This is a genomic window from Enterobacter sp. Taxon_2, assembly GCF_058355295.1.
Genome location: NZ_CM178024.1, coordinates 2,477,149 through 2,490,982, shown reverse-complemented (window position 1 = coordinate 2,490,982; position 13,834 = coordinate 2,477,149). Strand labels below are relative to the sequence as shown.

Here is a 13,834-nt window from a genome sequence, read left to right as displayed (position 1 = left end):
GCGTATTAGCTCTTGATAATCCGACTGTTGGCCCAGGGATTAAAGGCGGGTGCCGCCTGCTCTGTATTTCCCTCATCGTTGAGGGAGTCCAGATACAGGGCTTCCACTTCCGCACGCGCCCACGGGGTGCGGCGCAGAAATTTCAGGCTCGATTTAATGCTGGGGTCTTTTCTGAAACAGTTAATTTTGATGCGGTCGCCCAACTCGCTCCAGCCATATTTCGCCACCAGGGCGTTGACCATCATCTCCAGCGTTACGCCATGCAAAGGATCTTTGGAAATATGTGCAGTCATAGGCGTCCGGATGTCTCGATTTTTAGGGGATTGGGGTAAACGCTGAAAGGGTACAAGAAAGCAGGGGAAGCGGCAATAACATCGAGATCCCCCTTTTTTGGGCATTAGCTCCTTCTAACTGTCTGTATAATCAATAGACTAACAATAAAAAACGGGTATACCGATGACGCATAATCAGGTGCTGGGAATCGATCTCGGCACAACGAACAGCGCGGTCAGTGTATGGCTTGAGGGGCGGCCAGTGCTGGTTACGAATAAATTTGGTGAGGTCCTGACACCTTCCGTCGTGGGGCTTGACGATGACGGTAATATTCTGATAGGTCGTTCCGCCCGGGATCGTTTACAAACTCACCCCCATCTCACGCATGCGAGCTTTAAACGTTTTATGGGGACAGACGTCCAGCTTCCGCTTGGACAGCGGCAATTTCGTGCGGAGGAGTTATCCGCTCTGCTGCTTCGCCAACTCAAAGACGATGCTGAAGTCTGGCTTGGTCAGGCCGTATCCGAAGCGATCATTACCGTTCCGGCTTACTTTAATGATGTACAACGCCGGGCAGTAAAAAATGCTGCGCGATTAGCAGGACTGAACGCAATCCGCCTGTTAAACGAACCTACAGCTGCATCTCTTGCGTTTGGATTACTGGAAAACCGCGAACAAAAATACCTTACGTTCGATCTTGGCGGCGGGACATTTGATGTTTCCATTATCGATATGTTTGAGAACGTGGTGGAAGTCCGTGCCAGCAGCGGTGATGTACGGTTAGGTGGAGATGATTTCTCTGAGGCTATTCTGCACTGGATGTTGCAACAATATCCTGCTCTCAACGCTGCTCCCGATACGGTGAGAGCCGAGCTGCTGGCAAAAGCAGAAAGCATGAAACTGACGCTTAGTCAGTATGCTGAGGCACAGGCAACGCTATTCTGGAATGATACTGAGTGGCATTGGTTAATGAATGAAGAGCAATTTGCTCAGTGCTGCAAACCGATTTTAAACCGGCTTCAGGCTCCTGTTCAGCAGGCCCTCCATGATGCGCGATTCTCAGTACACGATCTGGACCACATCCTGCTGGTAGGAGGGGCTACCCGTATGCCACTCGTACGCCAGACGGTCGCACGTCTTTTCGGCCGTTTCCCACGTCACGATCTTCATCCAGATGAAGCCGTAGCGCTTGGCGCGGGCGTTCAGGCGGGAATGGTCATGTCTGATGTAGCCGTTGAGGATATTATTCTCACGGACGTGATGCCTTTTTCTCTGGGGGTTGAAGTTGCCCGACGGAGTTTGGACCGTCTTGAGACGGGTTATTTCCTGCCACTCATCGAACGTAATACCTTTCTACCCGTGAGTAAGATGGAGACAGTCAATACCGTTGAAGATAATCAACGCACTGTCTTACTGAAGATTTACCAGGGGGAGGCGCGCAAAGTTCGCGATAATATTTTTCTGGGTGAAATGAGTATTGATGTTCCTCCAGCCCCGGCGGGAGAGGTCTCTCTGGATGTCCGCTTTACCTATACCCTCGATGGTTTGCTGGAAGTTGAATGCCAGTGCCAGGGAAACCCCGCCATCTCAAGGCTGATTATTGAGAAAGTGCCAGGGCAGATGAGCGATGAACACATTGCCGAGAGCCTGCAAAAGCTCGCTGCACTCAAAATCCATCCTCGCGATCGTAAGGAGAACGTCGCGCTGTTGGCTCGCAGTTCACGTCTGTATGAACGGCTTCTTGGGGACGAGCGTGTCTGCATTGACCGGCTTACAACAGAATTTGAGTGGGCTCTTGAGAGTCAGGAGCCGCAGCGGATTGAACGTTGCACACGTGAGGTTGAACTTTTTCTCAATCACTACGAAGGGGTCAGGTAGATGAGTATCTGGCAAATTCTTGATATTGCCCCTACAGAGGATGAATCGGAAATTCGGCGAGCCTATGCCCGCCAGTTAAAAAAGAATCGCCCTGATACCGACCCCACGGGTTACCAACGGCTGCGGGAAGCATTTGATGATGCAAAACGGTTAGCACAGCAAGGCAAAGAGAAGGGGCCGCAACCTGTTTTTGTCGATGAACCGGCAGCCATGGTTGATCGTCTGGAAGAAACTGACGAACGCGTGGCCGTTGTTTTACCAGAGCGTGAAGCGTTATACACGGAACAGGAAATATCGGCTCTGGCTTATAAGCTCGTCAACGAAGAGATAACAGGTATTGCTTATCTCAAGCGTCTCTCCGCCCGCATTAACGGGCGAGGAAGTCTTGAACAACAACGAATTTTCAGTCAACGTCTTGCCGCTGCACTGGCTGAACAGGATGGATTAACTGAAGCGCAACTTGATATCGTGGCGGAAACGCTGGACTGGCGGATAAATGATTACGACTTTAGCCATGTCATCCCGCTTGACGTTCAGCACGCCATCAATCATCAGATACGCCAGACTGAAATCCTCCGTGTCTGGCAGAAAATGGAGGCGGAAGGGAAGCATGGATCATGGCGGGAGAGGCTGGCTATTAAGTTGCTCAAAAGTGAACGTCAGAAGGTCCCATTTTGGATAAGATTAGTGCCGGGTCTTATTGAGGCAATGGCAGCACGATATCGATACCTACTGCACTTTTTCCCCGAAACGCTCGCCAGGCTGAATCCCGCCATTCAGCAGTTTCTGCAGAAACCCCGTTTAGGCATCACCTCGGCGGGTCTTTTCTTATTCGCATTCTGGGGCTTTCTTTTCAGCGCTATTTTACCCTCCACAGGGGGCATTAGCCTGGTCAGCACCATTACGATAGCCACACTTTTTTTCTACCTTTATTTCAGCGATATGGTGCTGATAGGTGCTCATTCCAGGCCCAGATTGCTCAGTGCTTTTTTGGGCATTGAGTTCCTGTTTTCACTCATCATTATTCAGTGGTTCTTTGGCGGACTCTATTTTGCTGCGCTTTCGGCCATTACTACACCCGGTCTGGGGCCACAGCTCCTGGTGACGGCGATCTTTTTGCTGCTGTCGGCGATAGCTGTATGGGCAGTATGGCCAGACCAGAAGGTACCGGCGATACGCTTGCCGGGAATTATCATGAGCAGGCTCTTTGCCAGTCCATGGCGGATCCTGGAGGTGATGAATTTCGCATGGTATGGCTTACTCTGGCTTTTCATTCATTACTTTATTTGCGCTGCAGTTATGGCGGCGCTGATTAATCAGTTTAGTGAGAGATGAACCAGGTATGACGCTCTCATAATAAAGGTCACTCGGGCTTAAGCCGGGTGACCTTTTTATGTTTGTCTGATGCTTATTTCTTATTAGCAAACAGCTCCGGCGCCCACGGACGCGGATCCACCTCCATAAACGGCGCGCGCTCGAAGCGGTCCTTCAGCGCCCACGGCACCGTGCAGTCGAAGATCGTCTTGCAGGAAATGCCGTTGCCGCGAATCGAGGTGCTGTAATCCGGCGACTGGGACGGATCCAGCTGGTGGCCGCGGATCCCCGGAATATTGGTGATGCTCACATCACCCTGCATGCGCGTCGTCATTGCCCACAGGATGTCGTCGCTGTCGAAAATATCTACGTCTTCGTCGACAAGAATAATGTTTTTCAGCTCCGAGTAAGTGGCCAGGGCGATAAGCGCCGCCTGGCCCTGGCGTCCTTCGTCTGACGGCTGGCGTTTTTTCACCTGCAGTATCCCGAGGAACTTACCGCCGCCCGCAGTATGGGCATAGACGTTTTGCAGGAATCCGGGAATTGCCTCTTCAACGGCATTACGGATGCTGGCCTCGGTCGGCAATCCGGCCAGCGTGGTATGTTCTTCCCCCGGCCCCACCAGCGTTTGCAGGATGGCGTGGTTTCGCATGGTCACGGCTTTCACTTTGATCACCGGCAGGGAGGGATTCGCCTCGCCGCAGTAGCCCGGGAACTCCGGCATCGCGTGGCCGGTGTTGGTATGCTGATCCTCTCTCACGCGCACGCCCGGAAGCAGTTCGCCCTCGATGATGATCTCCGCCCGCGCGATGGCTTTCTCTTTGACCGCCACGCCCTGCACCAGCTCGACCGGCTGCTGACGCAGCGCCCCGGCGACGCCCAGTTCGTTGTAGCCAAACGGCGTGGTGGGGGCCTCAAAGCACGCGCCGATATAGATGGCGGGATCGAGTCCCATGTTGATCGTCACCGGCAGCGGTTTTCCGGCATCCTCCGCTTTTTTGCGGAACACTTCGATGTGGCGCCCGGCGGCAAGGAACATGGAAAGCTCGTCGCGCTCCTGCACGCAGAGGCGGTGAATGGTGACATCCGTCAGCGAGCTGTCTTCCGGATCGCTTGCCAGCACCAGCCCCAGACAGAAGAACGGGCCAGCATCAATCGGCGTGTTGGTCGGAGCCGGAAGCAGCTTGCGCAGATCGAAGTCAGGATCGTCAGCGTAGAAGACCTGCTCCTGACAGGGGGCCTGTGTGGCCGGAACGACAACCGGCGCAACCGGCTTTTTCACCGCCTGGCCGACGTGTTTTGCCAGTTCAGAGGGCTCGCAGCCTAACAGAAGCGCCGCGCGCTCGCGGCTGGCGTGCATGCCCACCAGAATGCGGGAGTGCGGATAGCCCTTAATGCTGTTGAACATCATGGCCGGGCCCGTGCGGGTTGGGCGTTTGACCGTGCCGCCTGCGCCGATATGGCGATAGACGCCCGCCAGTTCCGCGTTGGGATCGACCGGACGATCGGTTTCAAGATACTGCCCTTCGTGGCGCTGCAGTAAGGCGATGGCGCTGCGGAGATCGTTAATCTTGTTTTCCATATTTTTCTCCCTTGGTTGAATACCTCCATTTTTATGGCAATGGCCAATAGCATCAATTGCATCATTACTGTTAATTTGATAAGTAAATTCATATCAATATAAGGAGGCGTCTCGTGCAGTTTCGTCAGATGCGCCACTTCATCGTCGTGGCCGAAGAGCTCCACATGCACCGGGCCGCCGAGCGTCTGAACATGGCGCAACCGGCGCTGAGCCAGCAGATAAAGGCCCTGGAAGAACGTTTAGGCGTCACGCTTTTCAGCCGGGCGAATCGCCGCTTAACCCTGACGCCCGCGGGCGAAGCATTCCTGGTAAAAGCCAGGCTTGCCATCTCGTTAACCGAGCAGGCGGTGCTGGACGCCAGGCAAACGGCAAGGGGCGAGCAGGGGGTGTTAAACCTCGGATGCGTGTCGAGCGCGATGTTCGACGGCAGGCTGCCCGCCGCGCTGCGCCAGATGCACAGCCGCTGGCCCGCCATTACCATGTCGCTGATGACGGGAAACGTGCAGACGCTCTACGCCGCCGTGCAGAGCAACCAGTTGGATGTGGCCATTATCCGCGCGCCGCTGCCGTCGCTGCCGGACGATCTGCAAAGTCGCCCGTTTACCTCGGAGAAAACGGTGCTGGCGCTATATCGTCAGCATCCCCTGGCCGGGTCCGCCGCACTGACGCTCTCGTCGGTGAAAGACGAAAAATGGATCTCCCTGCGCGACCCGGAGGGAATGGGGCTGGAACAGTATTTCTATGACGCCTGCAGCGGGGCGGGCTTTCAGCCGGACGTAGTGCAAAACGCGACCGACGTGCCTACGGTGATAAGCCTGGTTTCGGCAGGGTTTGGGCTGGCGCTGTTGCCCGCGTCGGCAAAGGCGGTGAGCGTCGAGAATGTGGTTTACGTGGACATTCTCGACCGGCTGCGGGAGAGCGAACTCACCCTGGTTTGCCACCGGATTATTCGCTCAGAAGTGCTTAAAAAGTTTCTGGTTACCCTCGATCACACCTGACGTCCGGCGGCCCGCAGCAGCTGTTCACGCAGCCAGGCATTTGCCGGATCCTGGCTGTTTTTCGGGTGCCAGTACATGTTGATGGTAATTGGCTGGAGCGGCAGCGGCGGTGGGAAAATATCCAGCGTGCTGGCGAACTGTCGCAGCATCCGTTCCGGCAGGGTACAGATCAGGTCGGTACCGGCAACAAGCGGTGGCGCCATGGCGTAGCTCTGGGTGGACATGGCGACGTGTCGCTGATAGCCCAGCCCGGCAAGGGTTTGGTCGACAAAGCCGGTAAACGGATCTCCCGCCGACGACACCACCAGATGGGAAAGCGCGCAGTAGCTTTCCAGATCTAACGGACCTGTTCCGCGCGGATGGCCTTTACGCTGGGCGGTGGCAAACGCGTCGTCGAGGAGTTTGCGCCTCACCCAGCCGTCATGAGCGCCCGCGCTCACGCCGATGTAGATGTCCACATCCCCGTTTTCCAGCTGCTGCGGCAGGTCAGCCATCTCCGGCAGGGCGAAGCGCAGGCGGATGCCGGGGGCGTCGGTTCCCACCTGGTTAAGTAGTTCGGTACCGAGCATCAGCGCCGGGTTCTCATGCAGCGCGATAACAAAGGTCCGGCTGCTGGTTTGCGCATCAAATGCCGTGGGGGCAAACATCGCGCTGATGCCGCGCAGTACGTTCGCCACCTGCGGCTTGAGCGCTTCCGCTCGCGGCGTGGGTAATACCCCGCGTCCATGCGGGGAGGGAATGAACAGCGGTTCGCCAAACAGCGAGCGCAGACGCGCGAGACGGGCAGACAGCGCGGGCTGGCTGATGCCCAGCCGCGCGGCCGCATGGGTGATGTTCCTGTCCTGAAGCAGGGCGTCCAGCGTCAGGAGCAGGTCTATATCCATGTCAGATATCCGCGTCATCGCTCTATTTCGCGCCGCTGGCGTCCCGGTTGGTATAGGTGACAGGGACCCAGGCATAGCCGCTGTTCTCGCCTTTTGTTACATAGCCGATGCCCGGGAAAGGCAGGTGCGGCGCGGCAATGAGATCTTTATTTTTCACAAAGTCAGCAAACGCGTGTTCGCGAACGCTTGCCGCTTTGTTCTGATCTTCATCGTAGGTAATGGTCACCGCAGGCTGCGGGAACTGAACAGCCGCGGCGTGAATGATGTCGCCGACAAAGGTGATCTTCTCGCCTTTGCTTGTCAGCGTGTAGAAGGCTGAACCCGGCGTATGGCCGGGATGAACCGTGCCGGTCAGCCCCGGGAGAATCTCCGATGTGCCGCTAAACGGCACCACTTTCCCCGCGTCAAGATAGGGCTTTAAGGTCTTCTGCGCGACGTCAAAGTAGTTCTTGCCGTAGCCGGTTTTCTTCTGATTGTCGTCGTTAAAGAAAAAGTCGATATCCGGTTTACCAACAAAAACGCGCGCGTTGCTGAACACCACCTTGCCATCTTTCACCAGGCCACCGGCATGATCGGAGTGGGCGTGGGTTAGCAGGACTTCAGTAATGTCCTCGGGTTTAATCCCCTGCGTGGCGAGGCTCTCAATCAGACGGCCGCCGTTGCCGGGGCCAAAGAGCTGGCCCGAGCCGGTATCCACCAGGATTTTATGTCCGGGCATCGCAATCAGGAACGCGTTGATGGACACCTCTGGCGGGTTGGTCTGGAAATTTTTCGCGAGCAGCGCATCAATGTTTTGCGGCGTTGTCCTGCGCAGCAGCTTGTGCAGATCCTGCGCGACGGTCCCGTCGGTAAACGAGGTGACCAGAACGTCGCCAACCTGAACGCTGTATCCGCCCGCCGGTTGTTTAACGACGTGCTGGGGCGTCTCTGCCGAGGCCTGGAGCGCAGGATAGAAAAGCAGTGAACTGGAAATCAGCGTGGAAAGAGCAAGTTTTTTCACGGTAAGCATACGAGTCTCCTTTGAAAGTGCTCATCTTACTGCTCCGTAAAATTATAAGAACCTGCCCAGAAATGATAGGACCTATAAACGGGATGGATAGCCAACAGAAGGGCCGGGAAGGCGGGGGATGCCTTTTCCGGCCCGTAAGACCCTATTTTTTCAGCGGTGCGTTCCAGCTATCCAGCGTGGCTTTGGACCAGGCGCCATAAGCGGCATTAGGCAGCACAATCCAGTCGTTGCCGAAGTGTTCGGCGCTGGCTTCAACCAGCTCACGCTGCTGCTCGCTCGGCTTTTTGTTTTTAAACTGCACGGCGAAATCCGGCAGGCTGTCGCCGAACAGCATCACGATCTGCTGTTTTTTGAGGATGCTCTGGCGACGCTCTTCCTTGCTGACCGTATCCAGCAGCACGCTTTCGTCAGACACCTGCGGCAGGCCGAGAGCGTTTAACGTCTTCAGCGTGTCGGCTTTATTTTCCTGCATACGATCCGAAACGTAGTAGATCCGGACCTTGCTCTGATTCACGTGGTCAAGAAACGCTTTCGCCCCCGGGATTAAGCCGGGTTTTCCCTGCTTCTCCCAGTCGCTCCAGGTGTCCCATTGTGTATAGTCGTGACACTGCTCCGCGTCGCGCACCAGCAGAGGGGTGTTATCCAGCACCGTTTCGTCGAGGTCCATCACCACGGCGTAATTTTCGGGCGTTTTCAGATCCTTTAACTTCTCGTTGAAACGCTCGGTGGCAAACCGATAGGTTTGCAGCTGCAGGGCCATAATCTCTGCCGATTTCTGCTGATAGCGCAGCGCCATTTCGTACGCTTTGGGTTCACACAGGTCGCGCCCGGCAGCCGTCGCGGTTGCCGCTGCACTCAAAACAGGTAATGCCAGCAGTAATGCCTTAGCCATTGAATTCACGCTTTTTTCCTCAACACCCTGGTTAAAATCCCGAAAGCGTAATGAAATTCAATGACAGAAATATGACGGCCGCGTCGCTAGACCAGCATGTAATACCAGAACAGGGCGACCTCGTCTTTTTCCGGCAAGGCGTTGTAGAGATAACGGTCGTATCCGCCCAGGGTAAATCCGTAGTGACGGTAAAACAGACAGGCAGAGACGTTCACATTTTGTGTTTCAAGCCGTAATCCCGGCGCGTTTACGCTGCGGGCCCAGACGTGGGCGGCGGCCATCAATTTTTGTGCGGCGCCGGTTCTGCGTTTTGTACGCTCAACGGCGATATAATCCACTGAGATAAATTTATTCCAGCCAATTGAAGCGGTAATAAATCCGGCTATTTCACCGTCATCCGTTTCCGCAACAAGAAATATGGCGTCCGGATTAACGCAGTGGTTTTCAAGCGTTTGAATGTCGAGTTCGTAGGTTTTTATCCAGGGCTCGGCGACGGCTTCGATATGCAAATCACAATGGCTAAAGGGCTCTCGCGCAATGTGGCTAATGGTGAAAGAAAAGTCACAACATTCAAGACGGACGAGGTCCGTATTTAATCCTTTTCGAATCTGCATAATTTTCCCGGTAGTGAGTTATTTCATAAAGAATAGACGAAGCGGTTAAATCCGCTGGGCTAACACACTTTTAATCCTGAACTAAGCTTGTACTTCGTTCCGCGTAAAATGTGGGTCATTCGAGGACAATGAATGGAATTCAGGACATTTCAAAAGCGGTGGGGTGCTGAGTTTATTTCCGATGACGTTGTACGTTTTCGCGTCTGGGCAGAAGGACAGAAAGAACTTACGCTACGTCTGGCCGCCGCCGACGTGCCGATGACGGCAACGGGCGACGGCTGGTTCCAGGCAGACGTCCCCGGCGTCACGCACGGTGCAGAATATCAGTTTGTTCTTCAGGACGGCATGGCGGTGCCCGATCCCGCCTCGCGGGCGCAAAAGGGCGACGTTAACGGCCCCTCGGTGGTGATCGATCCCCGACGCTACCAGCCGGTCAACCGCGACTGGGCAGGGCGTCCGTGGGAAGAGACGGTCATTTACGAACTGCACATGGGCACCTTTACCCCGGAGGGCACCTTCCGGGCGGCCATCGACAAGCTGCCGTATCTGGCAGAACTCGGGATTACCCAGCTTGAAGTGATGCCAGTCTCTCAGTTTGGCGGTTCCCGCGGCTGGGGGTATGACGGTGTGCTGCTGTATGCCCCACACTCAGCCTACGGTACGCCGGAGGATTTCCACGCGTTTATCGACGCCGCGCACGGGCTGGGGCTTTCGGTGGTGCTGGATATCGTGCTTAACCACTTCGGCCCGGAGGGGAACTATCTGCCTTTGCTGTCGCCCGCGTTTTTCGATGCACAGCGGATGACGCCGTGGGGCAACGGCATCGCCTACGAGCGCGAGCCGGTGAGGCAGTACATGACCGACGCGCCGCTCTACTGGTTGACGGAATACCGCCTTGACGGCCTGCGGTTTGATGCCATCGACCAGATAAAAGACGGCTCCGACACGCATATTCTCGAGGAGATTGCCACCAGGATCCGCGAGGCCATTCCGCACCGTCACGTTCACCTGACCACGGAAGACAGCCGCAACGTGATTTTCCTGCATCCGCGCGATGAACAAGGCAACGCGCCGCTGTTTACCGGCGAGTGGAACGATGACTTCCACAACGCCGCCCACGTGTTTGCCACCGGAGAGACGCACGCTTACTACCAGGACTTTGCCTTTGAGCCGGAGAAAAAGTTCGCCCGGGCGCTGGCGGAAGGCTTTGTCTACCAGGGCGAGGTATCTCTGCAAACCGGCGAGTCTCGCGGGGTGGAATGCCGCACGCAGCCGCCGCAGTTCTTCGTCGATTTTATTCAAAACCACGATCAGACTGGCAATCGCGCCCAGGGCGAGCGGCTTATCTCCCTGGCCGGTGCCGACAAGACGCGGGTGCTGCTTGCTGCGCTGCTGCTCTCCCCGCATATCCCTCTGCTGTTTATGGGCGAGGAGTTCGGTGAAACGCATCCATTTTTGTTCTTCACCGACTTTTACGGCGAACTGGCAAAGGCGGTGCGGGAAGGGCGCGCGAAAGAGTTTACCGGTCATGCCGGGCACGATGAAACCGTCCCGGACCCGAACGACGTGAACACGTTTATCCGCTCAAAGCTCGACTGGCATAAAGTCGCCACCGACGAGGGCAAGACGTGGCTGCGCTACACGCGCCACCTGCTGACGCTGCGCCATCGCTATATCGTTCCGCTTCTGCATCCGTGCGGCGCCGTTGAGGGCCATGTGCTCAAGACCGCGCCCGGCATGGTAGCGGTGTGCTGGCGCTTTCCGTCGGGGACGCTCTCTCTGGCGCTGAATATCGGCATTAAGCCCGTCGCGCTGCCCGCTCTGGCGGGGGAGACGCGTTTTGCCTCGCCGGAAGTCACCGACGTATTACCGCCGAACGGTATTGTCGTTCGCTTTGCTAATGGAGAAGCATCGTTATGATCCCTTCCGCCACGTACCGAATTCAGTTCCGTAACGGCATGACGTTTGACCGCGTTGTGGCGCTGGTGCCGTATCTGAAGGACCTCGGCATCAGCCACCTTTACGCGTCGCCCGTGTTCACTGCCACGACGGGGTCCACCCACGGCTATGACGTAACCAATCCGAATGAAATCGACCCCGCCATCGGCGGGCGGGAAGGATTTGACCGCATGGCCGCGGCGCTTAAGCAGGCCGGTATGGGGTTGATTCTGGACATAGTCCCCAACCATATGTCCACCTCGCTGGAAAACCTCTGGTGGCGCGACGTAATTGAATATGGCCAGCAGAGCCGCTATTTCCGCTACTTTGATATCGACGGGTCGCGACCGCTAACGCTGCCGTTCCTCGGCGACACCTTTGAGGCGGAGCTGGAGAAGGGGGCCATCACGCTAAAACGTGACCCTGTCACGAAAAAGGCCGCGCTGGTCTACTACGACGCGGAGTATCCGCTCAACCCGGGCACGTACAGCGAGGAGAAGAGCATTGCGGAACTGCACGACGCGCAAAGCTGGCGGCTGATGTCCTGGCGGGAAGCGCCGAAGCAGCTCTCGTGGCGGCGCTTCTTTGAGATCACCGGGCTGGTCGGCGTTCGGGTTGAAGATGATGCGGTCGTCGACGACACGCACCGGCTGATCCTTGAGCTGGTCCACGCGGGCGTGGTGGATGGTCTGCGCATTGACCATGTCGACGGCCTGGCGGATCCGCTGGGCTATCTGCAGCACCTGCGGCAGGCCACCGGGCCCGACTGCTACATTACGGTCGAAAAGATTCTCGCCAAAGGGGAACAGCTCCCCGCTGACTGGCCGGTATCCGGTACCACCGGGTACGAGTTTATCGCCTCGCTGGCGGAAGTGCTGGTCGACGACGATAGCCTGGGGCGTCTGGAGAAAATCCACGACGAGACGCTGGGCATCACGGTCGATCGCCACGCGGAACTTCGCGATGCCAAAGGCCTGATGGCCGATCGTAATTTTGAGGGTGAATTCACCACGCTGCTGAACCTTGCTGAGGATCTGGCACGCCGCAATGAGGTTGCGCTGCCGCGCGAGGAAATCCGCCACGCGCTGCGCGAACTGCTTATTGCGTTTCCGGTCTACCGCACCTATGGCACTCGCGAGGGGTTAACCCAGACGGACGTGGCGCTGCTTAACCGCGTGGTTGCCAGCGTGGAGACGTCGGAAGCGGCGCTCAGCCTGATCGTGCGCATTCTTACCGGCGACCTGCCGGAAGCGTGCTGCGACACCGCCGCGCTGTTCAGGACCCGCTTCCAGCAGCTCACCGGGCCGCTGATGGCGAAATCCGTTGAAGACACGCTGTTCTTCCGCCACAACCTGGAGCTGGCGCTCAATGAAGTGGGCGCCGACCCGACGCCGCGCGCGTTTTCATTATCCCGCTTCCACCAGGAAATGCGCATTCGTCTCGCCCGTCAGCCCGACGCGCTGCTGGGCACCTCCACGCACGATACCAAGCGCGGGGAAGATGCCCGGGCGCGTCTCTACACCCTGACGGAAGCCCCGGAATGGTGGGGGGAAAACCTGGCCCGCTGGCGGCAGATGAACCAGACCCAGGTGCGTTTTCTCAATGACGGTACCGCGCCGAACGCCGCCGATACCTGGATGATCTACCAGGCGCTGGCGGGCGTCTGGCCCGCCACGCTGTCACCGGACGACGCCGACGGGCTGAAATCACTGGAAGAACGTTTCCTTGGCTTCCTTGAGAAAGCGCTGCGCGAGGCGAAGCAGCGCACCGACTGGATCGACAGCAACGAGAGCTATGAGAGCGTGGTGCTGAGCTATGCACGGCACCTGCTTTCACCGGACAACACCCTGTTCCTGCACGATTTCAGCGAGGCGATGCAGCCCTTTATCCGCGCCGGGCTGATGAACAGCCTCAGCCAGACGGTGATCAAGCTGACGGCGCCCGGCGTCCCGGATATCTATCAGGGCAGCGAGGCGCTTAATTTTAGCCTTGTCGACCCGGATAACCGGCGGGAACCGGACTTTCCGGCCCTGGTGCAGCACCTCAGCGCGGCGGATGCCGGGGTGTTTGACAACCCGATATGCTGGCGTGACGGCAGGGTCAAACAGTTCGTTACCGCCACGCTGCTGCGGCTTAGACCGCACTACGACGCGCTTTTCCGCTATGGCGACTGGCTGCCGCTTAAGGTCACCGGCGATCGTGAGGATAACCTGATTGTCTATGCGCGCGTTAAGGACGGCGAGGCGCTGATTGTTGCCGTGCCGCGTCTGGTTTTTGACGTCACCGATAATCATCAGCTGTGGGTCAATACCACGGTCGCGTTACCCGACGAACTGGCCGGGAAGCGCTATCGGGATCTGTTCAGCGGCGAAAGCCGCATACTGCAAGAAACGCTGGCGTTAACGCCAGAAAAGGGATGTGTACTGGTTCTGCTTACCTGCGAATAATCGTG

11 protein-coding genes are annotated in these 13,834 nt (G+C 57.0%); 5 read left to right on the top strand and 6 right to left on the bottom strand.

What is annotated here, in order from left to right:
• Nucleotides 1-5 precede the first annotated feature (5 nt).
• A complete protein-coding gene (locus tag AC4IC4_RS11805; RefSeq protein ID WP_491471165.1) occupies nucleotides 6-293 on the bottom strand; it encodes a VF530 family protein in 288 nt (95 codons plus the stop codon).
• Between the two features lie 163 nt (nucleotides 294-456).
• Between AC4IC4_RS11805 and AC4IC4_RS11800 the strand changes: the two genes are divergently transcribed.
• Nucleotides 457-2,151, top strand: a complete 1,695-nt coding sequence (locus AC4IC4_RS11800) for an Hsp70 family protein (RefSeq protein WP_491471164.1) — start codon at nucleotides 457-459, stop codon at nucleotides 2,149-2,151.
• Nucleotides 2,152-3,486: a J domain-containing protein gene (locus tag AC4IC4_RS11795; protein WP_491471163.1), complete on the top strand. Its 1,335-nt coding sequence runs from the start codon at nucleotides 2,152-2,154 to the stop codon at nucleotides 3,484-3,486. It begins immediately after the preceding gene.
• 73 nt (nucleotides 3,487-3,559) lie between these two features.
• On the opposite strand, the gene AC4IC4_RS11790 is transcribed toward AC4IC4_RS11795, so the two are convergent.
• Complete coding sequence (locus tag AC4IC4_RS11790; protein WP_491471162.1) at nucleotides 3,560-5,047, bottom strand: UbiD family decarboxylase; 1,488 nt, start codon at nucleotides 5,045-5,047, stop codon at nucleotides 3,560-3,562.
• A 113-nt stretch (nucleotides 5,048-5,160) separates the two neighbouring features.
• Here AC4IC4_RS11790 and AC4IC4_RS11785 point away from each other — a divergent pair, with 113 nt between their 5' ends.
• Nucleotides 5,161-6,045, top strand: coding sequence for a LysR substrate-binding domain-containing protein (locus AC4IC4_RS11785; RefSeq protein WP_090416892.1), 885 nt, complete (start codon nucleotides 5,161-5,163; stop codon nucleotides 6,043-6,045).
• Here the strand turns inward: AC4IC4_RS11785 and AC4IC4_RS11780 are convergent.
• The 4 genes from AC4IC4_RS11780 to AC4IC4_RS11765 all read right to left on the bottom strand — a co-directional run bounded on the left by AC4IC4_RS11780 (nucleotide 6,036) and on the right by AC4IC4_RS11765 (nucleotide 9,444).
• Complete coding sequence (locus AC4IC4_RS11780) at nucleotides 6,036-6,947, bottom strand: LysR family transcriptional regulator (RefSeq protein WP_491471161.1); 912 nt, start codon at nucleotides 6,945-6,947, stop codon at nucleotides 6,036-6,038. The genes AC4IC4_RS11785 and AC4IC4_RS11780 overlap by 10 nt on opposite strands.
• 4 nt (nucleotides 6,948-6,951) lie before the next feature.
• Nucleotides 6,952-7,938: an MBL fold metallo-hydrolase gene (locus AC4IC4_RS11775; RefSeq protein WP_407858562.1), complete on the bottom strand. Its 987-nt coding sequence runs from the start codon at nucleotides 7,936-7,938 to the stop codon at nucleotides 6,952-6,954.
• 142 nt (nucleotides 7,939-8,080) lie between these two features.
• On the bottom strand, nucleotides 8,081-8,830 hold the full coding sequence (locus tag AC4IC4_RS11770) for a 5'-nucleotidase, lipoprotein e(P4) family (RefSeq protein WP_249430341.1): 750 nt from the start codon (nucleotides 8,828-8,830) through the stop codon (nucleotides 8,081-8,083).
• An 86-nt stretch (nucleotides 8,831-8,916) separates the two neighbouring features.
• The gene (locus AC4IC4_RS11765; RefSeq protein WP_491471160.1) at nucleotides 8,917-9,444 is read right to left on the bottom strand and encodes a GNAT family N-acetyltransferase; all 528 of its coding nucleotides are present in this window, start codon (nucleotides 9,442-9,444) and stop codon (nucleotides 8,917-8,919) included.
• A gap of 132 nt (nucleotides 9,445-9,576) precedes the next feature.
• Here AC4IC4_RS11765 and treZ point away from each other — a divergent pair, with 132 nt between their 5' ends.
• Both treZ and treY read left to right on the top strand, forming a co-directional pair.
• Nucleotides 9,577-11,364, top strand: a complete 1,788-nt coding sequence (gene treZ, locus AC4IC4_RS11760; RefSeq protein ID WP_491471159.1) for a malto-oligosyltrehalose trehalohydrolase — start codon at nucleotides 9,577-9,579, stop codon at nucleotides 11,362-11,364.
• A complete protein-coding gene (gene treY / locus AC4IC4_RS11755; protein ID WP_491471158.1) occupies nucleotides 11,361-13,829 on the top strand; it encodes a malto-oligosyltrehalose synthase in 2,469 nt (822 codons plus the stop codon). The genes treZ and treY overlap by 4 nt, the downstream gene beginning before the upstream one ends.
• Nucleotides 13,830-13,834: the final 5 nt, after the last annotated feature.